The 23,959-nt window shown below is 41.4% G+C and carries 26 protein-coding genes and 2 pseudogenes; 17 read left to right on the top strand and 11 right to left on the bottom strand.

What is annotated here, in order from left to right:
- The coding region (locus V7L12_RS15075) for a hypothetical protein (protein ID WP_335085250.1) at positions 1-228 on the top strand (228 nt) is incomplete at its 5' end.
- Positions 229-453: 225 nt separating this feature from the next.
- Complete coding sequence (locus V7L12_RS15070) at positions 454-1,278, top strand: ATP-binding protein (protein ID WP_335085248.1); 825 nt, start codon at positions 454-456, stop codon at positions 1,276-1,278.
- Positions 1,279-1,318: 40 nt separating this feature from the next.
- Here V7L12_RS15070 and V7L12_RS15065 read toward each other — a convergent pair whose 3' ends face one another.
- A complete protein-coding gene (locus V7L12_RS15065) occupies positions 1,319-1,882 on the bottom strand; it encodes an NUDIX hydrolase (protein WP_335085246.1) in 564 nt (187 codons plus the stop codon).
- Between the two features lie 131 nt (positions 1,883-2,013).
- On the opposite strand from V7L12_RS15065, the gene V7L12_RS15060 reads away from it, so the two are divergent.
- The 3 genes and pseudogenes from V7L12_RS15060 to V7L12_RS15050 all read left to right on the top strand — a co-directional run.
- Entirely contained in the window at positions 2,014-3,066 is a 1,053-nt protein-coding gene (locus tag V7L12_RS15060) for a dipeptide epimerase (protein WP_335085244.1), read from the top strand.
- Positions 3,050-4,096 (top strand): DUF1611 domain-containing protein, encoded by a 1,047-nt coding sequence (locus V7L12_RS15055; RefSeq protein WP_335085242.1) that lies wholly within the window; start codon positions 3,050-3,052, stop codon positions 4,094-4,096. The genes V7L12_RS15060 and V7L12_RS15055 overlap by 17 nt, the downstream gene beginning before the upstream one ends.
- A gap of 22 nt (positions 4,097-4,118) precedes the next feature.
- A pseudogene (locus tag V7L12_RS15050) lies at positions 4,119-4,223 on the top strand (Uma2 family endonuclease); the annotation flags it as partial.
- Positions 4,224-4,272: 49 nt separating this feature from the next.
- On the opposite strand, the gene V7L12_RS15045 reads toward V7L12_RS15050, so the two are convergent.
- Positions 4,273-4,473 carry a hypothetical protein gene (locus V7L12_RS15045; protein ID WP_335085240.1) on the bottom strand — a complete coding sequence of 67 codons (201 nt, stop codon included), beginning with the start codon at positions 4,471-4,473 and terminating at the stop codon, positions 4,273-4,275.
- Between the two features lie 240 nt (positions 4,474-4,713).
- Here V7L12_RS15045 and mnmE point away from each other — a divergent pair, with 240 nt between their 5' ends.
- The 5 genes and pseudogenes from mnmE (at position 4,714) to mtnB (ending at position 8,867) form a co-directional block, all read left to right on the top strand.
- The gene (gene mnmE / locus V7L12_RS15040; protein WP_335085238.1) at positions 4,714-6,135 is read left to right on the top strand and encodes a tRNA uridine-5-carboxymethylaminomethyl(34) synthesis GTPase MnmE; all 1,422 of its coding nucleotides are present in this window, start codon (positions 4,714-4,716) and stop codon (positions 6,133-6,135) included.
- A gap of 366 nt (positions 6,136-6,501) precedes the next feature.
- Positions 6,502-6,810, top strand: a complete 309-nt coding sequence (gene cutA, locus V7L12_RS15035; RefSeq protein ID WP_335085236.1) for a divalent-cation tolerance protein CutA — start codon at positions 6,502-6,504, stop codon at positions 6,808-6,810.
- 209 nt (positions 6,811-7,019) lie between these two features.
- Complete coding sequence (locus V7L12_RS15030; protein WP_335085235.1) at positions 7,020-7,574, top strand: 1,2-dihydroxy-3-keto-5-methylthiopentene dioxygenase; 555 nt, start codon at positions 7,020-7,022, stop codon at positions 7,572-7,574.
- A gap of 37 nt (positions 7,575-7,611) precedes the next feature.
- Complete coding sequence (locus tag V7L12_RS15025) at positions 7,612-8,241, top strand: HAD-IB family phosphatase (protein ID WP_335085233.1); 630 nt, start codon at positions 7,612-7,614, stop codon at positions 8,239-8,241.
- Positions 8,232-8,867, top strand: a pseudogene (gene mtnB, locus V7L12_RS15020) (methylthioribulose 1-phosphate dehydratase). The gene V7L12_RS15025 and the pseudogene mtnB overlap by 10 nt, the downstream one beginning before the upstream one ends.
- Before the next feature lie 209 nt (positions 8,868-9,076).
- Here mtnB and V7L12_RS15015 read toward each other — a convergent pair.
- From V7L12_RS15015 to V7L12_RS15005, 3 genes are all read right to left on the bottom strand, one after another.
- Complete coding sequence (locus tag V7L12_RS15015) at positions 9,077-10,549, bottom strand: DICT sensory domain-containing protein (protein WP_335085231.1); 1,473 nt, start codon at positions 10,547-10,549, stop codon at positions 9,077-9,079.
- A gap of 241 nt (positions 10,550-10,790) precedes the next feature.
- Entirely contained in the window at positions 10,791-12,290 is a 1,500-nt protein-coding gene (locus tag V7L12_RS15010) for a UDP-N-acetylmuramoyl-L-alanyl-D-glutamate--2,6-diaminopimelate ligase (RefSeq protein ID WP_335085229.1), read from the bottom strand.
- Positions 12,291-12,343: 53 nt separating this feature from the next.
- The gene (locus tag V7L12_RS15005) at positions 12,344-12,625 is read right to left on the bottom strand and encodes a glutaredoxin family protein (RefSeq protein ID WP_335085227.1); all 282 of its coding nucleotides are present in this window, start codon (positions 12,623-12,625) and stop codon (positions 12,344-12,346) included.
- Between the two features lie 257 nt (positions 12,626-12,882).
- Here V7L12_RS15005 and V7L12_RS15000 point away from each other — a divergent pair, with 257 nt between their 5' ends.
- The 7 genes from V7L12_RS15000 to V7L12_RS33210 all read left to right on the top strand — a co-directional run bounded on the left by V7L12_RS15000 (position 12,883) and on the right by V7L12_RS33210 (position 19,981).
- A complete protein-coding gene (locus V7L12_RS15000) occupies positions 12,883-13,872 on the top strand; it encodes a homogentisate phytyltransferase (protein ID WP_335085225.1) in 990 nt (329 codons plus the stop codon).
- Between the two features lie 3 nt (positions 13,873-13,875).
- A complete protein-coding gene (locus V7L12_RS14995; RefSeq protein WP_335085223.1) occupies positions 13,876-14,349 on the top strand; it encodes a tetratricopeptide repeat protein in 474 nt (157 codons plus the stop codon).
- An 813-nt stretch (positions 14,350-15,162) separates the two neighbouring features.
- Complete coding sequence (locus V7L12_RS14990) at positions 15,163-16,392, top strand: tetratricopeptide repeat protein (protein WP_335085221.1); 1,230 nt, start codon at positions 15,163-15,165, stop codon at positions 16,390-16,392.
- Between the two features lie 109 nt (positions 16,393-16,501).
- Complete coding sequence (gene cobA / locus V7L12_RS14985) at positions 16,502-18,097, top strand: uroporphyrinogen-III C-methyltransferase (protein ID WP_335085219.1); 1,596 nt, start codon at positions 16,502-16,504, stop codon at positions 18,095-18,097.
- Between the two features lie 37 nt (positions 18,098-18,134).
- Positions 18,135-18,731 (top strand): dephospho-CoA kinase, encoded by a 597-nt coding sequence (gene coaE, locus V7L12_RS14980; protein ID WP_335085217.1) that lies wholly within the window; start codon positions 18,135-18,137, stop codon positions 18,729-18,731.
- 524 nt (positions 18,732-19,255) lie between these two features.
- Entirely contained in the window at positions 19,256-19,561 is a 306-nt protein-coding gene (locus V7L12_RS14975) for a hypothetical protein (protein WP_335085215.1), read from the top strand.
- Positions 19,562-19,894: 333 nt separating this feature from the next.
- A complete protein-coding gene (locus V7L12_RS33210) occupies positions 19,895-19,981 on the top strand; it encodes a transposase DNA-binding-containing protein (protein WP_442947890.1) in 87 nt (28 codons plus the stop codon).
- 290 nt (positions 19,982-20,271) lie between these two features.
- On the opposite strand, the gene V7L12_RS14970 is transcribed toward V7L12_RS33210, so the two are convergent.
- From V7L12_RS14970 to V7L12_RS14945, 6 genes are all read right to left on the bottom strand, one after another.
- A complete protein-coding gene (locus V7L12_RS14970; protein WP_335085213.1) occupies positions 20,272-20,637 on the bottom strand; it encodes a DOPA 4,5-dioxygenase family protein in 366 nt (121 codons plus the stop codon).
- A gap of 97 nt (positions 20,638-20,734) precedes the next feature.
- On the bottom strand, positions 20,735-21,271 hold the full coding sequence (locus tag V7L12_RS14965) for a universal stress protein (protein WP_335085251.1): 537 nt from the start codon (positions 21,269-21,271) through the stop codon (positions 20,735-20,737).
- Positions 21,272-21,612: 341 nt separating this feature from the next.
- Positions 21,613-22,122 carry a hypothetical protein gene (locus V7L12_RS14960; RefSeq protein WP_335085211.1) on the bottom strand — a complete coding sequence of 170 codons (510 nt, stop codon included), beginning with the start codon at positions 22,120-22,122 and terminating at the stop codon, positions 21,613-21,615.
- 29 nt (positions 22,123-22,151) lie between these two features.
- Entirely contained in the window at positions 22,152-23,066 is a 915-nt protein-coding gene (thrB, locus tag V7L12_RS14955) for a homoserine kinase (protein ID WP_334818024.1), read from the bottom strand.
- A 217-nt stretch (positions 23,067-23,283) separates the two neighbouring features.
- On the bottom strand, positions 23,284-23,589 hold the full coding sequence (locus V7L12_RS14950; protein WP_335085209.1) for a type II toxin-antitoxin system RelE/ParE family toxin: 306 nt from the start codon (positions 23,587-23,589) through the stop codon (positions 23,284-23,286).
- The gene (locus V7L12_RS14945; protein WP_335085208.1) at positions 23,574-23,762 is read right to left on the bottom strand and encodes a hypothetical protein; all 189 of its coding nucleotides are present in this window, start codon (positions 23,760-23,762) and stop codon (positions 23,574-23,576) included. Before V7L12_RS14945 ends, V7L12_RS14950 begins: the two co-directional genes overlap by 16 nt.
- Positions 23,763-23,959: the final 197 nt, after the last annotated feature.

The following is a 23,959-nucleotide window of genomic DNA, read 5'->3' as shown; positions in this document are numbered from 1 at the left end:
TCGGTCTATATCTTGAGGCAGGTTTTGGTTCATATTTGTGATACTCCCCCTCAAGTGTCCCCCTTGTCAATACTCTGCCACCTGAATCCTTACAGATTAAGATTAGACAAAGGTATCGAGTCATTTGAGAGAAGAACTATTGACGTAGAACTAGAGGTAATTACAACATCACAAGTAATGTCTAAATTTATTAGTGCTGTAGTTCCAACTAGCGAGGCTGAATTGTAGCTCAGAAAACAACAATTAATTCAAAAGAATAAACCAACAGTTGCAGGTACTCTACTGTTTGCTGATGAACCTCAAGCTATTTTTCCAAAGCGTTGCGGAATTAAAATTTATCGATACAAAACAAAAGATATAGAGGGCACAAGAGATACTCTTGCTTTTGACCCGATAACTATTGAAGGTTGTCTATACGATCAAATTCAGCAAGCAGTAGCTAAAACAATAAAAATGGTTGAAGAAATTCCAAAAGTAGGAGACACGGGATTAGAATCAATCAGCTATCCAGAAGAAGCTATTCATAAAATTATAACAAATGCTTTGTTACATAGAGACTACAGTATAGTATCTGATACTCATATTCGCATTTTTGACAATAGGATAGAAATTGAAAATCCAGGTAGATTACCTGGTCATATTACTGTAAAAAATATTCTCAAAGAGCAGTATGCACGGAACGGAGCTATTGTTCGTATAATCAACAAATTTCCCAATCCACCTAATAAAGATGTTGGAGAAGGTTTGAATACTGCTTTCCAGGCAATGGCTAGGTTGAGACTGCAACCTCGTGAGATATATGAAACCGAAACCTCTGTAGCTGTACACATTAAACATGAACCTCTAGCTTCAGTAGAAGCAACGATAATGTTATATTTAGAAAAGCATAAAGAAATTACTAATAACATTGCTCGAAATGAAACTGGAATTCGTTCAGAAGGAACTATCAAGCAAGCATTTTATAGGTTAAAAAATAGGGGACTTATTGAGGCTGTTCCTGGGAGAGCAAGAAGTAATGCAGCCTGGCGTAAAGTTGGAATTAATCACACAGATTCAGAAAATGCAATTTCAATGTATGAAATGTATCCACAGTATGAGCAACTAGTCATGGACTATCTTGTAGATCATGAAGATATAGATAATCGTATTGCTCGACAAGTGACTGGGATCGAATCAGGTACAGTAATGAAAAATATTTTTTATAGGTTGCGGAAGAAAGGACTTATAGAAATCGTGCCAGGAAAATCGCGTATCGATGCTAAATGGCGCAAAGTTTAAATCTGTCTCAAACATTGATTATTGCTAAAGCCAAAAAGCTCTATTGATTATTAATATAAGTAATAAAATTTAAACCTAAGAAGAGAGCTGCTACAGTTCCTGCAACAGAAATTTCCCCCTGAACAATTTTATCTAAAACTGATTCGACAGGTAGAAATACAACTTCAATTTCTTCTGTAATATCTAGTTGTTGCTCTCCAACTTTACTCACATTTTCTGCTAAAAATAAATGTATTTGGTTAGTATCTTTACTCGGCTTATCGTATAAAGTTCCAATTTTTCTCAATTCTTGAGGAATATAACCGGTCTCTTCTCTCAACTCTCTAATTGCAGCTACCTCTGCACTCTCTTTTGTCGGGTCAAAATTCCCTGCTGGCAGTTCCAAGAAAAATTCACTCACGGCGTGTCTATATTGCCGCACAAAAATAATTTCTCTATTACTATTGATAGGTAGAATCATTGCAACGTCAGGCTTAATACTGACAAAATAATCATCTATAATTTTACCATTCGGTAATTCTATTTCATCTTGCCTCACCTGACACCAAGGATTATCTAAAACCATTTTTGATTTTAAAATCTTCCATTTCTTTAAGTTGTTCATAAACTAAGTAACAAATAAAATGTATGTATAAAAAATTTGTAATGAATGTAAAAAAGTATAACAGATGCATCCGATAATCTAAACTTTAAACTTACACTGACTTTGGTAATAGCATAATATGTATAAAAAGTATGCAAATAAATGTAAAATTATTTACAGTAAACAAGAGATTTCCCTTGACCATTAGTCGGGGCACAACGGCACAAACAACGAATGTATGGGTGAAGATTTTATATGATGATATCGAAGGCTGGGGAGAAGCATCACCATTTGGTGTGGGTAATCATCGGCAATCAACTGATGCAATTAAAGATGCTTTAAAGCAAGTTGTGCCACTCTTACAAACATTCAGCCCCTTACAACGTCAGGAAATTGAGCAAGTTTTAACACAAAACCAGGTTCCTTCTGCTGCAAGAGCTGCCTTAGATATGGCAATGCACGACTGGTTGGGTAAGCGCGTAGGATTACCCATGTGGCAACTTTGGGGACTCGATCGCAATCAAATAGTCCCGACTTCAGTCACAATTGGGATTAATTCACCTGAAGGCGCTAGGGCGAGAGCGCGAGACTGGTTAAAATTTACCGATGTCCGCCTTTTTAAGGTAAAACTAGGTAGTCCAGATGGCATAGATGCAGATCAAAAAATGCTCTTAGCAGTGCGGGAAGAAGCACCATTACTAGAATTTTTTGTTGATGCCAACGGGGGTTGGAGTTTAGAAGATGCGATCGCAATGTGCAATTGGCTAGCTGATTTAGGTATAAAGTATGTAGAACAGCCATTGCCACGGGGAGAAGAAAAAGGTTTAGCAAAACTCAAACAACACTCTCCCCTGCCCATCTTTGTCGATGAAAGTTGTTTCACCAGCACCGATATTCCCGATTTGGCAAATTACGTGGATGGCATTAATATCAAACTAATGAAATCAGGGGGGCTAACAGAGGCAATGCGAATGGTACATACAGCACGAGCATATCGGTTGCAAGTAATGTTCGGTTGCTATTCTGACAGTTCGCTAGCTAATACAGCAGCATTACAGCTAGCACCACTAGCTGATTATTTAGATTTAGACAGTCACCTTAACTTAATTGATGACCCTTTTACAGGTGCATTGCTAAAACAAGGAAGAGTTTTGCCAAACGATTTACCAGGTTTGGGAGTACAACACAGTGCGTCTATCACTTAATCAACGAGTAGCTATCTTGCTGCATGATGGAATTAGCGGGCATCACGGCAAAACAGGGCTAGCAATTTTACGTTACAGTGAAGCCCCAATTGTAGCCGTAATTGATCGCGAGTGTGCTGGTAAATCCCTACCAGAATTAACAGGTATCAAGCGGGATGTGCCGATTGTGGCATCGGTAGCCGCAGCCCTAGAGTACAAACCAGAAGTTTTAGTAATTGGTATTGCTCCAGGAGGTGGTGCTGTACCAGATGATTACTGGCTAGAAATCAAAGACGCTTTAGAAGCGGGAATGTCACTGGTGAATGGTTTACATACACCAATGGCAAGTATCCCAGAATTAAATGCACTGCTCAAACCAGGGCAACTAATTTGGGATGTCCGAAAAGAACCATCTAATATTAGTGTTGCTAGTGGAATGGCACGCACCCTTTCGTGTCGGCGGGTGTTGACAGTGGGAACCGACATGGCGATTGGTAAAATGTCAACTAGTCTAGAGTTACATTGGGCGTCAAAACTGCGGGACTGGCGTTCTAAATTCCTCGCCACAGGGCAAACTGGGGTGATGTTAGAAGGAGACGGCGTGGCTTTAGATGCCGTGCGCGTAGATTTTGCCGCTGGTGCTGTAGAACAGATAGTCATGCGCTATGGCAAAAACTACGATATTTTGCATATTGAAGGACAAGGTTCACTGCTACACCCTGGTTCAACGGCAACTCTACCCCTAATCCGTGGTTCCCAACCAACCCAACTGCTGTTAGTACATCGGGCGGGACAAGTCCATGTACGTAATCATCCCCATGTAATAATTCCACCTTTACCAGAGGTGATTCGGCTTTATGAAACTGTTGCTAATGCCGGTGGTGCTTTTGGAAGTGTTTCTGTAGTGGGTATAGCGCTGAACACAGCCCATCTAGATGAGTCTGCGGCCCAGGAAAGCATTGCTCAAACAATAGCAGAAACGGGGCTACCTTGCACCGATGTAGTCCGCTTTGATGCCAATGTACTTTTGGATGCGGTGATGAATAATTAGTTGCCGTAGAATGCTTTAACCCTACACTCCTGAGAGAAAACTGGTTCCGACACCGGAAGAAGTGGCACAACAGGAGAAGGAACACAGCGATCGCTTGGCAGCAAAACTGCGAGAATTAAATATAGATATACCATTTAACTTCCACGCTGTCTTGCTTGTGCCTCTTAACTCAAATGCTATGGATCTTCAGGAAAAACCCATTTTGGCGGTTCCGTCATTTTTTTCCGCAGACGTTCTTGTGCCAACTCCAGCATTTTATCTAAGGGAGTCTCTTCAATAAATTTTGTCGTAGCTTCTCTAAACTCGGTATTGGGGCATTTATCCCCTAAAACACACCCGTTAACACAGGCTACAGCGCAGTTAATCTTTTGCTCCACAGTGAATTCCTCTCTCTAAAAGTTATAAGTTACGAGTTGCGAGTTATGATTTTCATCTCTAACTCTTCACCAGAGGCGGGGTGTCTCCGGCTTTGCTCTTAACTCTTTACTATCAGGCATGACCTACAGGTAAATTTTACCTTGCCAGTTGGTATCTCATTAGTCTAAATACTTACCATTTAGAAACTTATGAGTTATAAGTTATGATTTTTACTCCTTACTCTATAATAAAGGGCGCTCATGTCAGAACTGTTTGCTACTACTGGAACTATAGCCGCGATCGCCACTGCTGTTGTCCCCCAACAGGGTAGTGTTGGGATTGTGCGGGTGTCTGGTTCTCAAGCAATGGCAATCGCCCAAAGTCTCTTTCATGCACCAGGGCGACAAGTTTGGGAAAGTCACCGGATTCTCTACGGTTACATTCGCCATCCCCAGACGCAACAAATAGTGGATGAAGCCTTGTTGCTGATTATGAAAGCACCCCGTTCTTACACCCGTGAAGATGTTGTAGAATTCCATTGCCACGGGGGAATTATGGCAGTGCAGCAGGTATTACAACTGTGTTTGGAAAATGGGGCCAGACTAGCGCAACCGGGAGAATTTACTCTCCGCGCCTTTTTGAATGGACGATTGGATTTAACTCAAGCCGAAGGTATTGCCGATTTAGTGGGAGCTAAATCGCCCCAAGCTGCTCAAAGTGCCTTAGCTGGTTTACAAGGAAAATTAGCTCATCCAATTCGGCAGTTACGCGCTAACTGTTTGGATATCTTGGCAGAAATTGAAGCTCGAATTGATTTTGAGGAAGACCTTCCGCCGCTGGATGATAAAGCAATCATATCAGAAATTGATAAAATTGCCGCAGAAATAACTAGGTTATTGGAAACCAAAGATCAAGGTGAGTTGCTACGCACTGGTTTAAAAGTGGCAATTGTTGGGCGTCCGAACGTGGGTAAGTCGAGCTTATTGAATGCTTGGAGTCGGAGCGATCGCGCCATTGTGACTGATTTACCTGGTACAACCCGCGATGTAGTGGAGTCTCAGTTAGTTGTTGGGGGAATTCCCGTACAAGTACTAGATACAGCGGGGATTCGGGAAACAACAGACCAAGTGGAAAAAATTGGCGTCGAGCGATCGCGTCGTGCTGCCAATGCAGCTGATTTAGTCTTGCTTACCATCGATGCTTCCGCAGGCTGGACAGAAGGCGATGAAGAAATTTACCAAAAGGTACAACACCGTCCGTTGATTATAGTTATTAACAAAATCGATTTAGTAGAAGAAAGTGATAAGAAAAACCTTCAATCCAAAATCCCAGTTGCGCTGTCAGCACATCAAATGTGCAACCCAAAATCTACAATTGTCACAGCCGCATCCCAAAATCAAGGTATTGATGCTTTAGAAACAGCAATTTTAGAGATAGTTCAATCTGGAAAAGTGCAAGCGGCTGATATGGATTTAGCCATTAACCAAAGGCAGGCAGCAGCCTTAACTCAAGCTAAAATTTCTTTGGAACAGGTACAAGCAACAATTGTTCAGCAGTTACCTCTTGATTTTTGGACAATTGACTTACGAGGGGCGATTCAAGCTTTAGGAGAAATTACCGGAGAGGAAGTAACAGAGTCTGTTTTAGAAAGGATTTTTAGTAAGTTTTGTATTGGTAAATAAACAGCAAAATTGCCAAATTTAAGAAGAAGTAGCAACCTGGAATATGTAGAATTTTTGAAGGGCTGAAAAATAAGCTACAAAGCAGACTGGATAAGTCACACACGACTCAATGGCATCTGAAAGCAGCCCTACTGATGCTGTTAGTAGGTAAGCCTCAAACTTCAAAGCAATAGTCACGACTGCTGCCCCAATCGATAGAACGGAGTCAATATAGTCACATAACGAGATAAAATAAGTTTACTTTTGTAGAGAAGTGGACATCTGTGGAAGCTCTGGATACTCATTTACCCCATTTAGAAGCAACAGTAGCCAAGCTAGAGGGATTATGGCGTATTTTCTCACTCTAATTGTAAGTCGGAAACTTTTATGAAACTCTACTATGTAACTTTAAATAATACAGATGAAGCACGCCAAATTGGTCGGGCATTACTGGAATGTAAGTTAGCAGTTTGTGTCAATTGGTTCCCGATTACTTGTGCTTATAGTTGGCAAGGAGAAATTACTGAAGAACCAGAAGTTGTTTTAATTGTCAAAACTCAAGATGGTTATGCTTTAGAAATAGAAAAACTTATTCAAGAGCATATTACTTATACTAATTTTATCGCCGAAATTTCTCCGACAGCAATTAATCAGGGTTTTGTCAATTGGTTGAATGCAGAAGTTTCACTACGCTAATAATATAAATTACCTAAGAAGACAGCACAAATAGAGGTATACAAGCTATATGAGCAGAAAAAATGGCTTGGAGCAAGATATGAACCTGCCACGATGTGATTAACGCTCCTGTAAAATATGAAACAAGAGAATACTTTTTAAATAGTGTCTTTGCTCCTACAAGTTATGCCTCGAAAGCCTTATTCTAACTATTTTAATGGAGGTCAAAAATGGCAGTTCTCAAACTAGAAAATGGAACTCTCCACACCGATTTAATTCACATTTCCCAGGAATTAGCCCCCCTGAATATTCAAATTAATCGCCTGACTATAGCAGATAACCCCAAACTTCAACATTGGTTGGCACAGGATAGTCTCAACGAAGATGAAAAAGAACAAGTACTCAAAGCAATAGATAGTTATTTTGAGCAACTACAACAGACAGCTGGCTATAAATCTCGTGATTTGGTTGTCCTTCATCAAGGGATTCCTAACCTTGATGAGTTAATGGCAAAGTTTGACCAAATTCATACCCATGCAGATGATGAAGTCCGCTACATCATTGATGGAGAAGCGATTTTTGGTTTTGTACTTTCTGATGGTAGTCAAGTAGAACTGACAGTACAACCAGAAGAATATATCAACATCCCAGCCGGAACCGAACATTGGTTTTATCTCACCCCAGCAAGGCGGGTGAAAGCAGTACGCTATTTCATCACCACAGAAGGTTGGATACCTCAATATACAGGCAGAGAAATTCGCACCCGCCAACCCCTGGTGAGGTAAATTCTAATTTATCAAACATTACAAATTACGAATTAGTATGAAGCGGATTGTTTTTTGTGACTTTGATGGCACTATTACAGTTGACGAAACTTTTGTTGCAGTTCTGAGAAAGTTTGCACCAGTACTTTCTGCAAAACTACTGCCTGAAATGTATGCAAAAAGGCTGACACTACGAGAGGGAGTCAAGGAAATTCTGCAATCAATTCCATCTGCAAGTTATCCAGAAATTCTGGAATTTACTAAACCTCAACTGATACGTTGTGGGTTTATAGAATTGTTGGATTTTCTGGAGTGTCAGGGAGTTTCATTAATAGTCATTTCTGGAGGACTACGGGGAATGGTAGAGGTTGTTTTGGATGGGATAGTGCATAGAGTAGAGAGAATTTATGCTGTAGATGTCGATATTAGCAGTACTTATTTAAAAGTAAATTCTCAATACGAAGGAGATACAGAACTGATCGCTAAGGCGCAAGTTATGGATCAGTACCCAGCCGATGAAAAGATTGCTATTGGTGACTCCATCACCGACTTAAATATGGGATTGCAAGCTTCTGTTGTCTTTGCACGCTCTCCTTTAGCACAATATTTAGATGAATACCAAAAACCCTATATTTTCTGGAATGATTTTTTACAAATCCGCGATTATTTAGCAAAATCATGGAGTTAAACCCAACAATAGCAGATCCTCGTTTGCAACTAATTGCCACTGCTCGGTATTTTTACCAACAAGGTTGGATGGTAGGAACTGCCGGCAACCTCTCTACTCGATTAGCTGATGGTAGTTTTTGGATTACAGCTAGTGGTAAATCTAAGGGTGAGTTATTACTCAACGATTTTGTTCTCATTGCTCCAGATGGCAAAATAGAAGCATCAGCAAGCCAGGGGCTACCTTCAGCTGAAACAGCTATTCATCAACTACTTTACCGCCTGTTTCCAGAATCACTTGCTTGTTATCATATACATTCTATTGAGAGCAATTTGGTTTCTCGCTTGGTTGAAGGTGATACTTTACCTTTACCACCGCTAGAAATGCTCAAAGGTTTGGGAGTTTGGCAAGAAAATCCCTGTTGTGTAATACCAATTTTTGCTAATCATCTCTAAGTTGCCCAGATTGCTGGTGATATTGAACAACGCTTTGCCGTCACTCCACCGCAAATATCCGCATTACTAATTCGGGATCATGGTTTGACAGTTTGGGCTTGTTCTCTTGAAGCTGCTCGTAATTATATTGAGTTATTAGACTACATCTTTCGCTACATGGTTGCCGCCATTCGGTTAGGCATAAATATCTGAATCAGACTAACTATTGACTATGGACTTTTGATTATGAACTAATAGCTAATAATGCTGGAGTGCCAAAATAAGATATTGTTTTGGGTTTTCATGCTCCCTACAAGCGGAAGTTTACTGAGTTTGCAGCAGGTTAGGCAAAATAACTGTAGAAGTTATCAGTTATGAGTGATGAGTTATGAATTTTTAACTTATCACTTATAACTCATAATTCATAACTCATTTTCTGTAGCGATCGCTTTTGGGATATTACCAGCACTTGCCAGTTGCACTGTAAAGGTAGAACCTTCAGATAATTTACTTTTTACAGAAATAGATCCACCACAGCGCAGCAGCAATTGCTGTACTATCGTTAACCCTAACCCAGCACCACCATAATCTTCGGTTGCTGCTGTACGCACGCGATAAAACCGATCAAAGATTTTGGGAATTTCGTTTTCAGCAATACCAATACCTGTGTCGCGGAATTCTAATTGGACATAATCGCCTTGATTACGGGTACGCACCCATACTTGACCTCCATTAGGGGTAAACTTAAGACTGTTATGCAACAGATTAATCACAATTTGCCTCAGCTTACCACTCACGCACCAAACAGATGGGAGTTCAGTCGGTACAGTGTAGGCTAGCATAATTCCTTTTTCTTGGGCTACAGGTTGGTAGGTACTGACTACTCCAGGTACTATATCTGATAGACGCACCAACTCCAAAGTCGTCCCCTCTAAATTTTGTTCTAGCTGCACCAATTCCAAAAAACCAGTAATCAGGGAGTTTTGCTGATCGCACTGGGTATTTAACATCTGTAAATAACGTTGTCGTTGTGGGGGTTTAAGATTAGGGGAATTTAATAATGAAAGTGCTGTCTTCATGTGCGTCAAGGGTATACGCAGTTCCTGACAGACATTTTTCAGGTATTCATCTTTGAGTTGCTCTTTGTTGTGCAGTTCTTGATTTTGCTGCTCCAACTTATTAGTGCGTACTGTGATGATTTGACGATTAATTTCATCTTGTCGGAGGAGTTGTTTTGCCAACAGTTGATTCATAAGTGCGCCTTGGGGCACGGTTGGACAAATAAAGTTAGCAGGTAAAATTGAGGATGATTCTGGTGCAATCGCTTGTTGGATACTATTTAATACTTGCTGAATTACTCTCCCCTCAACAGTAGTTATAATTAGCAACGGCTGGTTTTTATTAGTATTTACCTTCCCTAATGTCTGATTTTTGCGTTTTTTAAGTGGTCGATGAGCCAAAATTAAACTGCAAAACTGTGCTGATAACACCATCAGAAAGTTTTCCCGTCGCATTTGGCTATCTGGTGGTAGGTGAACGGGGACATGATCAGAGGATGAGGATGAGGGAGATGAGGAGATATTTAATCTTTCCTCTCCCTTGTCTTCCCCTGCTTCCCCTGCTTCCCCTTTCCTGCTCTCCTCAATTTGGCAAGTATAAATGAGACTAGACGCACCTACCGAGGATTGATAACGCGCTAATTCTGATTGCCAAATTTTATCTGGTGGTAGCTTCACCCAGAGAGTGGCTGGAATTTGCTGCTCAATGAGTAAGTCAATTTGCGCTCTCACCAGTGATAGTAGAGTAGCAGGACTGAGGGACAATGGTTTAGGAGGCGCTTGCACTCCCATAACCAGTTGATAAACAGACAGATCCTTAGCCAGAGAAACATTCATGAGTCAAGCACAAAAAGGATGAAGCAAGAAATAATTCTGTCTTCGATTTTCACCTTTATGTGTGCATTTTTTACAAAATCACCACGGAAAGAAACATTAACTATAAAAAACTCTATCTACAAGGGAGTGGAGGACAAGGGGACAAGGGGGACAAGGAGAATAACTCATGCCCAATGACGCCAGTTGCTTCAACGGAGGGAACCTCCGCAACGCACTGGCTCCCCAATGCCCAATGCCCAAATTAACGTTCTATTTTCAGTCTTTGCTGTAAAGCCTCGCGTGCGTGTTCTCGGTCGTCAAAATGGATTTTTTCGGTGCCGAGAATTTGGTAGTCTTCGTGACCTTTACCAGCAAGCAATACTCCATCACCGGGTTGTGCTTGTAAAATAGCGGTACGAATTGCGATCGCCCGATCGCAAATTACTGTTGGCTGCACTGTGTCAGCTATTCCTGCCAAAATATCTTGCAAAATCCTTTCTGGGTCTTCAGTTCGGGGATTATCTGATGTCACCACTGCCACATCAGCTAACTCAGCAGCAATTTTACCCATTTTTGGGCGCTTAGTGCGATCGCGATCGCCTCCACAACCAAATACACAAATCACTTTACCAGGTATAAACGGACGCGCAGCTTTCAATAAATTTTCCAAGCTATCGGGCGTGTGGGCATAATCCACAATCACGCTAATATCTTGCTCAGTACTAATCTGTACCCGTTCCATCCGTCCAGGAACTCCGGGAAACTCAGGTATCACAGATGCCACTAACTGCAAATCTAGCCCTAAGTGTAAAACTGCTCCTACGGCTGCTAAAAGATTTTCTAAATTATATTGTCCGACTAGGGGCGATCGAAAAGCCACGTCACCTTTTGGTGTATGTAATGTCCCACTAACACCATTTGGCTGGTAATTTAAATCGCTCATCCATAAATCAGCGCTGTTGTCGTTGACGCTGTAACTCCAAACTCGTTCGGAATCCAACGACGCAATTAACCGCTTCCCGTAAGAATCATCAGCATTAATTATTGCCCTTCCCTTGAGATAATTAGGACTAAACAATAACGCTTTGGCAGCAAAGTAATCTTCCATATCGCTGTGATAGTCGAGATGGTCTTGAGTAAGATTACTAAATACCGCCACCTCAAATTCACAACCCAACACTCTACCTTGGGACAAAGCATGAGAACTTACTTCCATCACCCCTAATTCACTCCCAGCCTTTACAGCCTCTGCTAGCTGCTGTTGCAATTCCACTGCAAAAGGGGTAGTGTGGGCAGCAGTTTGCTCAAAACCTGCCCAACGAGTGTAGAGAGTTCCCATCAAAGCTGTAGCTAAATTAGCTTGCCCTAGTAGAAATTCAATTAGATGAGTAGTTGTAGTTTTGCCATTTGTACCAGTTACGCCTACCAGCTTGAGTTTTCGCCCCGGATAACCATAAAAAGCACTGGCTATCTGCGCACAAGCTTGAGTGATGTTACTTGCACTAATGACCACAGCCTGATTTGTGGGAGGATTTTTTTGTGCAGCTTCGGGAGAAACGATCGCAGCTACCGCCCCCGATGCGATCGCACTTTGCCAAAATTCCCCACCATCAACCCGCGTTCCTGGCATCCCAATAAACAAATCTCCCACACGACAAGCATGGGAATTCGTCTTTAAACCCCTAACTTCAACATCCTCCATTGAATAACTAGGCAATTGCTCAACACTGTCTACCGCTGTTAGTAATTCCCGCAATTTCATTTTGTGAACCTCGTCACATTCTTGATCTTGCGCTTATTCTGCATTATTTTTTTCTAATTGGCTAAATATTTACGCAACATTTGCTCCAACTGCTGCACACTAGCACGAGGAGAAGGACGTGGCAATGGTTTCTCACTTCCCTCTTTTTCCTCTGCGCCTCTGTAGTTCGATAAATAAAGTACTGGGACTTCATACTCATACGCAGCAAACCAATCTTCACGAGTCGTAATATCCCTAACTTCCAACTCGAAACTGAGATTTTGGATTTGTTCTAGCTTTTCTTGCAAGCCTTCACATAAATGACAGCCGGGTTTACTGTATAAAATTAATCGCATTCTTGATTTGAGTTGGCGCAAGAAGTTATAAGTTTAGAATAACGTAGACGCTTCTCCTGTCGGAGACGCTACGCGAACGGCTTGTTGCAGGCTACCGCAGAGGGCATGGAGGAGAAGGGTAGCCAATTTCAAAGTCCCTCTCCCAAGCTTGGGAGAGGGATTTAAGGTGAAAGCTCATTGATTCATGAAAGAAGTCTAATGACCAAATTCTGTGACAATGATTAACAACCAGCCAGAATACTGTATCTAAGCTACTTATGAGCCAAACTTCTCAAAACAGCCCTTTATCAGGCAAACCTGTTCAATCATATTTCCAGTGGTTATACGCTTTCTGGAAATTCTCTCGCCCTCACACGATTATCGGTACAAGTCTGAGTGTTTTGGGTTTATATTTAATTGCCATTGCCATAAGTAGAGACGCGATTAATCATATCTCTACAGACGCGATTCATCCCATCTCTACGTATTCCCTACTCCCTGTCTTCGGTGCATGGATTGGTTGTCTGTGTGGCAATGTCTACATTGTGGGGCTGAATCAATTAGAAGATGTAGAAATTGACAAGATTAATAAGCCTCATTTACCCTTAGCGTCTGGTGAGTTTTCCCGCCAAACTGGGCAATTAATTGTCGCTTTGACTGGGATTTTGGCGCTAGTTGTGGCGTGGCTGACTGGGCCGTTCTTATTGGGGATGGTAGCAATTAGTTTGGCCATTGGTACTGCTTATTCTTTACCGCCAATTCGCTTGAAACAGTTTCCCGTTTGGGCGGCGCTGTGTATTTTTTCGGTGCGCGGTACGATTGTTAACTTAGGGTTATATCTGCATTACAGTTGGGCATTGCAACAAAGCCAAACGATTCCGCCTGTGGTGTGGGTGCTGACGTTATTTATTTTGCTGTTTACCTTTGCGATCGCCATCTTTAAAGATATCCCCGATATGGAAGGCGATCGCCTCTACAATATTACTACTTTCACCATCAAACTTGGGCCCCAAGCTGTGTTCAATCTGTCTCTTTGGGTAATAACTGCCTGCTATCTGGGAATAATTCTGGTTGGGGTGCTAAACGTCGCCTCAGTTAACGCCATATTCCTGGTAGTTACTCATTTGGGACTGTTGGCTTGGCTGTGGTTGCGGAGTTTGACGGTAGACTTACAAGATAAAAGTGCGATCGCTCAATTCTACCAATTTATCTGGAAACTCTTTTTTATGGAATATCTGATTTTTCCTATCGGCTGTCTTTTGGCTTAGACAATGCTAGAAACCTTTCCCACTAGTACGATTATCGCTGCTGTTGTAGTTGTTCTGAGTCTGTCAATCCTTGGCTATTTCGCTTGGAAAACTTTGATCACCTCAGACTTGTTTCAAAAAGGCATCAATCTTGCCCAAGCAAAAGATTACCAAGGTGCAGAAGCGGCCTTTCGCAAAGTGATTTCCATCAACTCTACAAATGACGTAGTGCGCTTGTTTTTGGGAGATGTTTTAAACCAGCAAGGACAAGTAGAGGAAGCAACAGAATTATTTCGGGAAGTAATTCGCCGCAGTCCGAAAAATCCTGATGCTTACTTGCGTCTGGCAAATATTCTCATGCAGCAAGAGCGAGAAGAAGAAGCTAAAACTAACCTGCTACAAGCTAAAGATTTATTACAAAAACAGCGCCAACCTGAAAAAGCTAAAAAAATCACTCAACTGTTAGATAAAATGAGTGCTAAGTCAAGCGAATCTTAACTTTAATCAGAATTGCAGAGATGAAATTTTCCTGTTGTGTCTCCTATTTTTTTTGCCATTCCCATCATTATGGTGAGAATGGTTTTTATTTGGTAACTTCCTAGTGTATACCATAATTATCTCCGTAATTTCCGCAAGTTTGACCACTCTCTTCATGGCCATTACAATTGCAATCGGATGATGTTCAAAGAACTGATAAAGTGTGGTCTGATGCTGTAAAAAAAGCACTATATATAACAATGAATATCGCTTTAAACGAACTGCTGATGGCTCCTATCGTTGGCAGCTAGCGTGAGGTTTACTACTCAAAGATGAGCAAGGTTTTGTAGTCAAGTGGTTTGGAACCTGTAGAGATATCCACTAACAAAAACAAATACTTGAAGAACGAGCAACTTTTTACTTTTAATAAAGCAGCATCTATTAGACTTCTTGCATGAATCAATAGACCTCTTGCAAAAATCCTTGAATCACCCCTCCCCAACCCTCCCCTTGTTAAGGGGAGGGGGCAAGATTTCAAGTTTCCCCCCTTTATAAGGGGGGATAAAGGGGGGTCTATTCGACTTATGCAAGAGGTCTAATGAGCTTTCACACTAAATCCGTCTCCCACCCTTGGGAAAGGGACTTTGAAATGTCTCTTGTGTACAAATAGACATTTATATGAAAGTACACTTGTATCAAGTTAGCTTAATCACTTATAATTCCTGCTAGAACCCCCCTAAGAGCAAGCAAGGAAGGGCTGGGATCGGGTATTTTGACGATCGCAATTAGCCGAACTTGATATTATATGTAAACCAAGCAGATAAGGTAATAAAAATGCTGAAAAACAAGAATCTACTGGTAGCAGCTATTATCTGCTTGTGTTTGAGTAATGAAAATACTGCCTTTGGTAAAGATGTTGGCGTTATTTTAACAAAAATTCAAAACTCTACTCAGTCCGCAGTTATTCGGAACAAAAACGCAGTTGCTAACTTCGAGCAAGGAAGCAATCTCTATAAACAGGGAGATTTAAAAGGAGCAGAGGCGGCTTTTCGGAAGGCAATTGAACTAGAACCCAATTTTGCACAAGCTTATATTGCCTTGGGAAATACTCTCGACGATCGAGGTAAACCACAAGAAGCGATCGCCCAATACAATAAAGCCATTAGCCTTGATCCTCAAGACTCTAGAGCATATTTTAATCTAGGTTTGACTTTAGCAAGACTGAATCAGTTAGAACCTGCGATCGCCCAATATCAGAAAGCCATCAGCCTTGAACCCAAGTATGCTGAAGCTCACTATAACTTAGGAAATGCTCTCTACGCTCAAGGCAAGCTCACAGAAGCAGTTACCGAATATACAGCAGCAATTCGCCTTAAACCAGATTATGCACCGACTTACACCCGTTTAGGAAATGCTCTGTACGATCGAGGTGAGCTAGCAGAAGCAGTTACTCAGTATAAAAAATCTATTAGCTTCGATCCTAACTATGCAGACGCTCACTATTACTTAGGAAACGCCTTGTACGCTCAAGGAAAGCCAGCAGAAGCAATCGCCGAATATACAGCAGCCATTCGCCTCCAACCAAAAAATCCAGCAGGTTATAATGCCTTGGGAAATACTCTATACGCTCAAGGCAAACTAGAAGAAGCGATCGCACATTACAAAAAAGCCATCAGCTTCGCTCCCAACTATGCAGACGCTCACTATAATTTAGCAAGTGTTTTTTACGCTCAAGGCAAGCTAACAGAAGCAATCGCTGGCTATACCGAAGCGATTCGTCTCGATCCCAAACACGCACAAGCTTACACAGGTTTGGGAAATGCGATGGACGATCGAGGTAAACCTCAAGAAGCGATCGCACATTACAAAAAAGCCATTAGCCTCGTACCTAACGATGCATTCACTTACTATAATTTGGGAATCACTTTGGGAAGAGAACAACAACCAAAAGAAGCGATCGTTAATCTCAAAAAAGCCAGAGAATTATTCCAAGCTGAGAAAAACAAGGAGATGGTTGAGCAAGTCGATCGGCTAATCCAAAAAATTAATACCCAAACAAATTGAATAAAGGGCATTGGGCATTGGGCATTGGGCATTGGGCATGGGGAGCAGGGAGCAGGGAGCAGGGAGCAGGGAAAGAAGAACTATTGATTATTACAAATGACAAATGTCCATGACTGAAGAAAGGGGTAAAGTCTACCTCGTAGGTGCTGGGCCTGGAGATGCAGCATACCTGACAGTAAAAGCTTACAATCTCTTAGCTACTGCTCAGGTATTAGTCTATGATGCTTTAGTAGATGCTCAATTATTGCAGTGCGTACCAGATGATTGCCTGAAGTTAGATGTCGGTAAACGCGGTGGCAAACCCAGTACAAGCCAAGCACAGATTAACAAGTTACTGGTAAAGCACTGTCTGCAAGGAAAACAAGTTATACGGCTCAAATCAGGTGATCCGTTGATTTTTGGGCGTTGCACTTCCGAAATTGAAGCGTTGAAAGCATCCGGTTGTGATTTTGAACTAGTACCAGGAATTTCCTCAGCCCTTGCAGCACCTTTATTGGCAGGAATTCCCCTAACAGATCCGGTGTTAAGCCGCACTTTTGCAGTGCTTACAGCTCATGAACCAGAGGTTTTAGACTGGGAGGCACTCTCACGCTTAGAGACACTGGTAATTTTGATGGGAGGGCGACATCTAGCAGAGATTATAGATCAACTAGTAAAACACGGGCGATCGCACTTAACACCCATTGCGATCATCCGTTGGGCAGGAACTCCCGAACAACAAATTTGGACAGCGCAACTGGGCAATATTCTAGAACAAACCACCGGATTATCCCTTTCCCCGGCGGTAATTGTAATTGGCGAAGTTGTTGGGCTACGCAAGTACTTACAACCTGAGAAAATAGATTGTCAGGTTTCGACTACAGCCAAAACTTTTAGCCCCCCTGCTATGTCAAGCAATTTCCCCCTATCTCCCCTTCCCCTTACTGGTAAAATGATCTTGGTTACACGTTCAGTTGGCCAATCGAGTCAATTTAGCGATCGCCTCATTGCATCAGGTGCAACAGTCATCGAAATGCCTACCTTAGAAATCGGCCCGCCCTCCACTTGGGAAGCTTTGGATCATGCGATCGCTCATTTATCTGACTTCGACTGGTTAATTCTCACTTCTACCAATGGCATAGACTACTTTTTTGAAAGGCTAACTACCCAAGGGAAAGATAGCCGTGCCTTAGCTGGCATCAAAATTGCCGTCGTTGGTGAGAAAACAGCCCAAAGTCTCAAACAACGCTCTCTGCAAGCAGATTTTATTCCCCCCAACTTTGTTGCCGATTCTTTAGTGGAAAATTTCCCAGATAAATTAGATGGTAAAAAGGTGTTATTTCCCAGAGTTGAAAGCGGCGGTAGAGAAGTTTTAGTTAAGGAATTAACTCTCAAGGGAGCAAAGGTGATAGAAGTTGCGGCATATCAATCTTGTTGTCCTAGTAGTATTCCACCTGCGGCAAAGTTAGCTCTCCAAAACCGCAAGGTAGATGTGATTACCTTTGCCAGTTCTAAAACCGTACAATTTTTCTGTCAACTTACTAACAATATATTTCCCAACAACTCTGATGCTAGCCAAGTCTTAGAGGGAGTTTGTATTGCCTCTATCGGCCCCCAAACCTCCAAAACTTGCCATGATTTATTCGGACGTGTGGATGTAGAAGCCCAAGAATATACTTTAGATGGTTTAACCCAAGCACTGATCGTATGGGCGGCAAATTCTTAGATGAGGGAGCGGCAGGGGGAGCAGAGGAGAATGACAAATGACAAAACGTATAATCGGCTTAACTGGAGGTATTGCCACAGGCAAAACCACTGTCACCAATTATTTAGCTAGCACTTATAGCCTGCCGATTTTGGACGCAGATATTTATGCTAGAGAGGCAGTATCTTTAGGTTCGCCTATTTTGGGTGCGATCGCTCAACGTTACGGCGAACAAATTTTACTACCAGATGGCAGCCTCAACCGCCAAAAGCTAGGTGAAATTATCTTTAATCGTCAAGATGAACGCAACTGGATAGAGGATTTGATTCATCCTTATGTGCGCGATCGCTTCCTCAAAGCAATTGCTCAGTCTTCGTCACAAATACTGGTGTTAGTAGTGCCTCTATTATTTGAAGCTGGGATGACTGATTTGGTTACAGAAATCTGGGTAGTGCATTGTTCTCAAGAGCAACAACTACAAAGATTAATACAACGAAACCATTTAAATAGAGAACAGGCACGTGCCAGGATTAACAGCCAATTCTCTATCGAAGAAAAAGTGACTCATGCAGATGTCGTTTTAGATAACTCCTCCACCCTAAAAGTATTACTAGAGCAGGTAGATGTAGCCCTAAAAACAACTAGTAAGGACTAGATGCTATTTATCTTAAAAAAGATACATAGATGACATTCTCAAGACATAAAAGCTTTATAAATTTTCGGATTATCTAGTTAAGTAAAAAAATGTCATATCTGACCTATTATTGGACAATAATTCGGTGATTTTACAGTTGAAGCTGCAATTGATAGTACTGTAAATTTAAATGGTTGTTGGGCAAAAGATATCATGGAATAAATTCAAACATTAATTCAAACATTAATTCAAACATTAATTCAAACATTAATAACTAAAGATTAAAATTGAAAAAAATAATTTAAAATCATTGATCTTCTTTTAAAATTATTATTAAGTACCTTTTCAACGAACTGCTTAATTAGACATTGGGTGATAAATTGCCTTTACTAGCTGTCAATGTAAGTTAATTACTAACTAGATTGTCCATCTGTTCAATTCTGGATTGGTGATTGAAAGAGATTTAGATTCACCTAGAGTCCAGAACTCTTTGTTATAGATTTCTTCTTTGGGAGAACTCACTTATGTCTTTGATGAGGACAGGTATGAACTTAAGTTTTAGTTTTTTAAATAAATTAGCTATGGTTATCTCTCCAGTAACAGAATTAAAACAAAAGAATAAAATCCATGATTACAGACAACAAGTTTGTGGAGGCGACTACATATTTGAGCGCCTCAATGAAGGAACAATCGGGTACATGACTGGAGTAGGGAAAAGCGTTAAAGCTTGCGATCGCATTATTTTACGAGAAGGTTGTGAATCTTATCAATATCAAGTTGAAGAAATTGATTACTACTCCGCTCCATCTGATATGTGGATAGCTTTTCTCAAGCAAATACCGAATGACTAAATATTCAAGTCAACCAGTTGCTTCAATTCTAAAGTTCAATACAGTTCAGAATGAGCAACAAAATCCTGATGTAGAGACACGATTTATCGCGTCTTGAAAGACCAATTATCTACACGATTCTCCTTCTCTTACTAGATAATAGTAAAAGTAAGGTATATCATAGTCGCCTCCTCACTTGTTACAGGGTTTTGCAAATACATAAGGTACACCCTTCCCCAACCCTCCCCCTATCCATTACCCGCATCTTTCTTAACAATCAAACAAGAGACTTAACATAAGAGTGAAAGGCTTGATAAGTATAGTGTTGAGAGAAGAGAAGGGGGTAATAGCATCATGGAAAAGTGGGCGGTCAAAGAATTATCTCAGTCCAACTTAGGAGACGTTCGTAGAAACAAGCGGTTAATACGCTATTTCAGGTAAATGAAGTACACGTGTAGGGGCACAGCCATGTTCCCTACGATTATCTGTACCTCAGCAAGTTGCAATCTGCTGTAGCTTAAGTTTTAGTCATAGTCTGAGCCTCGACTTTATCCATTTTTCCTTTATTGCGATGCTTGCAGCAAACCGCTAAAGCGCCTACGCATAAGCTGAAACCTGAAACCTTTATTGATTAAGAAATTGGACTTTTTCAATTTCACCAGAATTAGCGACAATAGAAAAAGTTTCATGCCTCAAACCAAAACTTTTACCAACGAAGTTGTTTACTTTCCTTAATTGGATAAAGTCGGACTAAGCTTTTGAAGAAACTCAATATTTAAATTTAGCTTTTCTCCTAACCATAGGGAATGAACTGCGTGGTCTGCCACAGCATTCCCTGTCTCAGGATGGACGAGAATATCCAATCCCTCACGATTGAGCATTAACCAAGGAACGACTTTATCAAACTGATTCGGTAAGAAAGCAACTTGATACATCGCTTTTGGATGGGGCCCAATGGGCTTGTCAAACCAGCGTCCGAGTTGCACGTCAAACCTAGCGCCTAATCCTTCGCGTACACGCGCAGCTACATCCCGACTCCCAGGATCGAAGTAAACATGAGCATGAAAACCAACGATCTCACTAGTATCTTCTTTCATAGATCCACTTTTCGCTCTTAACTTTAATTTTGCATAGCGTCACGCTGAAGTATTACCCACCCTAATTATGCAAGTTAGATGTGGAATAGCTTAGTAGTTAGTTAACGCTGAAAGCGCTTGTAGTTTCTTTGACAACTTTATCTATTTTAGGAGTAATTGAAAGATGCACAACATGCACTGAACAAGGAGCATGGTGAAGAACGTAGTTACTCACACTACCGAGAAATAGTTCCATCAACCGAGAATGACCCCGACGCCCCATAACAATTAAGTCAGCGCCACAACTATGGGCTAAATCACAAATAATGCGACCAGGATTCCCAACATTTTGTGTAAATTCCGTAGTGACACCTGCTGTGTTTGCTTGGGCACAAAAAGATTGCAACATCTGGATTCCTAGATTTTTAAAGGTATCCCACTGTTGTTGGTATAACTCAAAGCTTTGACTGGTCAATCCTGGATAGTAGTCCATATTAGACAGCATAGGTACATAAGGACTACCCTCTTCTTCGGAAGATAGGACATGAAGTAACATTAAGTTAGCTTGTGTTAACTTTGCTAAATCCAATGCTTCCTCAAAAACCTGTTGCCCTATTTCCGAGCGATCTAATGCAACTAGAATCTTTTTAAACATCATAATAGACCTCCGATTTCATTGGTAATTGGTCTTTACGGTTTCGGGTTTCCAGATGCTGGATTGTCAAAAATGACTAATCCCTCAACTATGTTTAGCGACTTTTGAATTTTAAATCTCTTAAAGGGTTTCGCCCTATATTTATATTTATAGCAAAACAATTTGAGGAACTTGTGAGGAAAGCCAGCATTTATCTTTGAGCATCAGGGAGCATCCCATTTTGGAAGAAATATCTTTGGGCCCTGAGCCTAAATCCCTTTCTCAAAGTTGCTATGCATTAGTCACATCTTTCTTAAGATTGCTGTAAATATGTATTGCATACCAACGAAAAGGGTAAAGCATTAAACAATCCGGTTGACAATTGTCCATACTTCCCCATCAGAGCGGACATAGGGAACGGAGATTGTCTTAAAGCCAGTAATAAAGGGCTTGTAATAAATCTGCCAATACATTGGACTCAGTTGATTGGCACAAGCCTTAAGAAAACGGACTTCTGCGGCCAGTTCACTTGCTAGTTGATTAATGCGTTGAGCATGAACCTGAGCTACTTCTTTTGCTTCCTCTAGCTGCTGCTGTTGGATAAGTTGTTTGGATTCACCTTGCCAACGCACTAACTTACCTTGTTTTTGTTTTATCTGGGCTTCCAGGGCGGCGATCGCTGCATCTATGCCTTGGAGTTCAACCGATAATTGGGCATTTTCTCTGGCTTGACGGCGGTAAGCTTCCACCATCGCCTGGGGTGAATCATTCTCGCCAGAGATGACATTATTAATAGTGAGTGCAGCGCGTTCTTCTAAAAGAATCTGAATTTGAGAGTTAAGCGCCGCTATTTCAGCCTGAGTTTGCTGCATAAATCGAGTTTTAAGTGCTGAGTAAAATATTAAAAGCTTTTTGCGCCTTGGGTATCTAGAGAAAGCGATCGCACCTCAGCTGTAATTCCTTCTTCTTGCCAAGCAGCTAACATCGCCGCCTCCACAGCCTTTGAGTGTAACTTATCCGCCAAAGCTAACAGTGTCGGCCCCGCACCACTAATCACCATACCATAAGCACCAGCACTAACGGCTGCAATGTTGAGAGCATCATAACCAGGAATCAAAGCTTTCCGATAGGGCTGATGCAATCTATCTTGCAAAGCTGTCTTTAACCATTGTCCGTTACCAGTTTCCAAGCCGCGCAACAATAACCCTAAATGTGCCGTATTGAAAATCGCATCCGCACGACTCACCTCTGTTGGCAGAACGCCCCGCGCCTTTGAAGTGGAAAGTTCAAAATTAGGAATAGCTACAACTGGTACAACATCTTTATGCCAGGGAACATCACAAATTTCCCAACCTGCGCCACTGGTAGCAGCAAGACGACATCCTCCCAACAAAGCTGGAACTACATTATCAGGATGTCCTTCCATTGCGATCGCTAACTCCATCACCTGCGACTGAGACAGAGTTGCACCTTCTAGTTGATTAGCCGCAACTAATCCACCAACAATTGCTGTGGCCGAACTACCCAAACCCCGCGCCAACGGTACACCTAACTTAATCTCTATTTTCACAGTCGGCGGTGTCTGCTCTATATGTTGATAGAACTTGAAAAACGCTTGGTAAAGGAGATTGCTCTCATCAGTTTGAACTCGTTCAGCTTCCGTACCAGTGACATGAATAATTAACCCACCCTCTTCCAGGCGAGTGAACTTGAACTCGTTGTACAGCTTTAAAGCTGCACCGATGCAATCAAAACCCGGCCCCAAATTCGCAGTTGTGGCAGGAACGGTAACAGTGATAGCAGAAACAACAGACATTGGTAAAACTCACTAATCATCAACCAGCATCCCATGTAAAGGGTTGATTTGCTCATGAATTATGGTAATTGTCTGTAAGTAGTCCAAAACCCAGCATCCATTTATCTATGATATATTCTGCAGGAATTGGGGTTTAGTAAGCAATCAAGCTGACATAATATGACCGATAGTTCGAGCAATGATTCAAATTAGTTTTTTCTTCAATGTAGCTGGTGACTTACTCTGAATCTGCATCCAGTTTATCCAATAGTCTTTTTCCATGAATCACTGCTGCAATAGTTAAAGTTTCACCCTGAATTCGATAGATGACTCGATAGCTGTATACAAACTTTTCCCTAATACTATCATCGTTAAACTCTGGTACTATTCGACCTGAGAAAGGAAAGTTGCTCAAGTGACGAGTTACATCAATTATCCTCTGAACCACTGCCGCAGCATAAGCAGTCGAATCACGAGATATATACGTGGCGATGTCTTCTACATCTTCTAGTGCTTTGGAAGACCAAACTACTTGATAAGCCATTTGCTCAAACGTTCTTCAGCTTCCTCTTGTGCGATCGCTCCTTCTGTGTCGGCTACTTCTAATCCACGACTAACTTTCTCAATTACATACAGATGGTATTGGATATCTTCGATTGAGCAATCATCTGGCAATTGCTTCAGCAGAGATTGAACTTTTTCTTTTGTGGTATTCATAGCCTGATTTTTAGTTCATTAATAACTACTGTAAAGCTCATGACGTCTACTGAACGCTCTGGTCGTTTGTGGAGTCCCCCAGTAACATAAGCATAACTCAAATGGTAAGGATTCAGGTGGCAGAGTATTGACAAGGGGGACACTTGAGGGGGAGTATCACAAATATGAACCAAAACCTGCCTCAAGATATAGACCGA

Source organism: Nostoc sp., assembly GCF_036918245.1.
Classification (GTDB): Bacteria; Cyanobacteriota; Cyanobacteriia; order Cyanobacteriales; family Nostocaceae; genus Nostoc.
This window is presented reverse-complemented; position numbering and strand designations above follow the sequence as displayed.

What these genes read in the sequence shown, in the direction of transcription:
- V7L12_RS15010 (WP_335085229.1), bottom strand. Translation starts at nt 12,290, where the DNA reads ATGAAATTGCGGGAATTACTAACAGCGGTAGACAGTGTTGAGCAATTG.
- V7L12_RS15015 (WP_335085231.1), bottom strand. Translation starts at nt 10,549, where the DNA reads ATGAATGTTTCTCTGGCTAAGGATCTGTCTGTTTATCAACTGGTTATG.
- V7L12_RS15030 (WP_335085235.1), top strand. Translation starts at nt 7,020, where the DNA reads ATGGCAGTTCTCAAACTAGAAAATGGAACTCTCCACACCGATTTAATT.
- V7L12_RS14945 (WP_335085208.1), bottom strand. Translation starts at nt 23,762, where the DNA reads ATGAATACCACAAAAGAAAAAGTTCAATCTCTGCTGAAGCAATTGCCA.
- V7L12_RS33210 (WP_442947890.1), top strand. Translation starts at nt 19,895, where the DNA reads ATGGAAAAGTGGGCGGTCAAAGAATTATCTCAGTCCAACTTAGGAGAC.
- V7L12_RS14975 (WP_335085215.1), top strand. Translation starts at nt 19,256, where the DNA reads ATGAACTTAAGTTTTAGTTTTTTAAATAAATTAGCTATGGTTATCTCT.
- V7L12_RS14990 (WP_335085221.1), top strand. Translation starts at nt 15,163, where the DNA reads ATGCTGAAAAACAAGAATCTACTGGTAGCAGCTATTATCTGCTTGTGT.
- thrB (WP_334818024.1), bottom strand. Translation starts at nt 23,066, where the DNA reads ATGTCTGTTGTTTCTGCTATCACTGTTACCGTTCCTGCCACAACTGCG.
- V7L12_RS15025 (WP_335085233.1), top strand. Translation starts at nt 7,612, where the DNA reads ATGAAGCGGATTGTTTTTTGTGACTTTGATGGCACTATTACAGTTGAC.
- coaE (WP_335085217.1), top strand. Translation starts at nt 18,135, where the DNA reads ATGACAAAACGTATAATCGGCTTAACTGGAGGTATTGCCACAGGCAAA.
- V7L12_RS14960 (WP_335085211.1), bottom strand. Translation starts at nt 22,122, where the DNA reads ATGCAGCAAACTCAGGCTGAAATAGCGGCGCTTAACTCTCAAATTCAG.
- V7L12_RS15000 (WP_335085225.1), top strand. Translation starts at nt 12,883, where the DNA reads ATGAGCCAAACTTCTCAAAACAGCCCTTTATCAGGCAAACCTGTTCAA.
- V7L12_RS14995 (WP_335085223.1), top strand. Translation starts at nt 13,876, where the DNA reads ATGCTAGAAACCTTTCCCACTAGTACGATTATCGCTGCTGTTGTAGTT.
- V7L12_RS14965 (WP_335085251.1), bottom strand. Translation starts at nt 21,271, where the DNA reads ATGTTTAAAAAGATTCTAGTTGCATTAGATCGCTCGGAAATAGGGCAA.
- cobA (WP_335085219.1), top strand. Translation starts at nt 16,502, where the DNA reads ATGACTGAAGAAAGGGGTAAAGTCTACCTCGTAGGTGCTGGGCCTGGA.
- cutA (WP_335085236.1), top strand. Translation starts at nt 6,502, where the DNA reads ATGAAACTCTACTATGTAACTTTAAATAATACAGATGAAGCACGCCAA.
- V7L12_RS15060 (WP_335085244.1), top strand. Translation starts at nt 2,014, where the DNA reads ATGCAAATAAATGTAAAATTATTTACAGTAAACAAGAGATTTCCCTTG.
- V7L12_RS15005 (WP_335085227.1), bottom strand. Translation starts at nt 12,625, where the DNA reads ATGCGATTAATTTTATACAGTAAACCCGGCTGTCATTTATGTGAAGGC.
- V7L12_RS15070 (WP_335085248.1), top strand. Translation starts at nt 454, where the DNA reads ATGGTTGAAGAAATTCCAAAAGTAGGAGACACGGGATTAGAATCAATC.
- V7L12_RS15065 (WP_335085246.1), bottom strand. Translation starts at nt 1,882, where the DNA reads ATGAACAACTTAAAGAAATGGAAGATTTTAAAATCAAAAATGGTTTTA.
- V7L12_RS14970 (WP_335085213.1), bottom strand. Translation starts at nt 20,637, where the DNA reads ATGAAAGAAGATACTAGTGAGATCGTTGGTTTTCATGCTCATGTTTAC.
- V7L12_RS14950 (WP_335085209.1), bottom strand. Translation starts at nt 23,589, where the DNA reads ATGGCTTATCAAGTAGTTTGGTCTTCCAAAGCACTAGAAGATGTAGAA.
- mnmE (WP_335085238.1), top strand. Translation starts at nt 4,714, where the DNA reads ATGTCAGAACTGTTTGCTACTACTGGAACTATAGCCGCGATCGCCACT.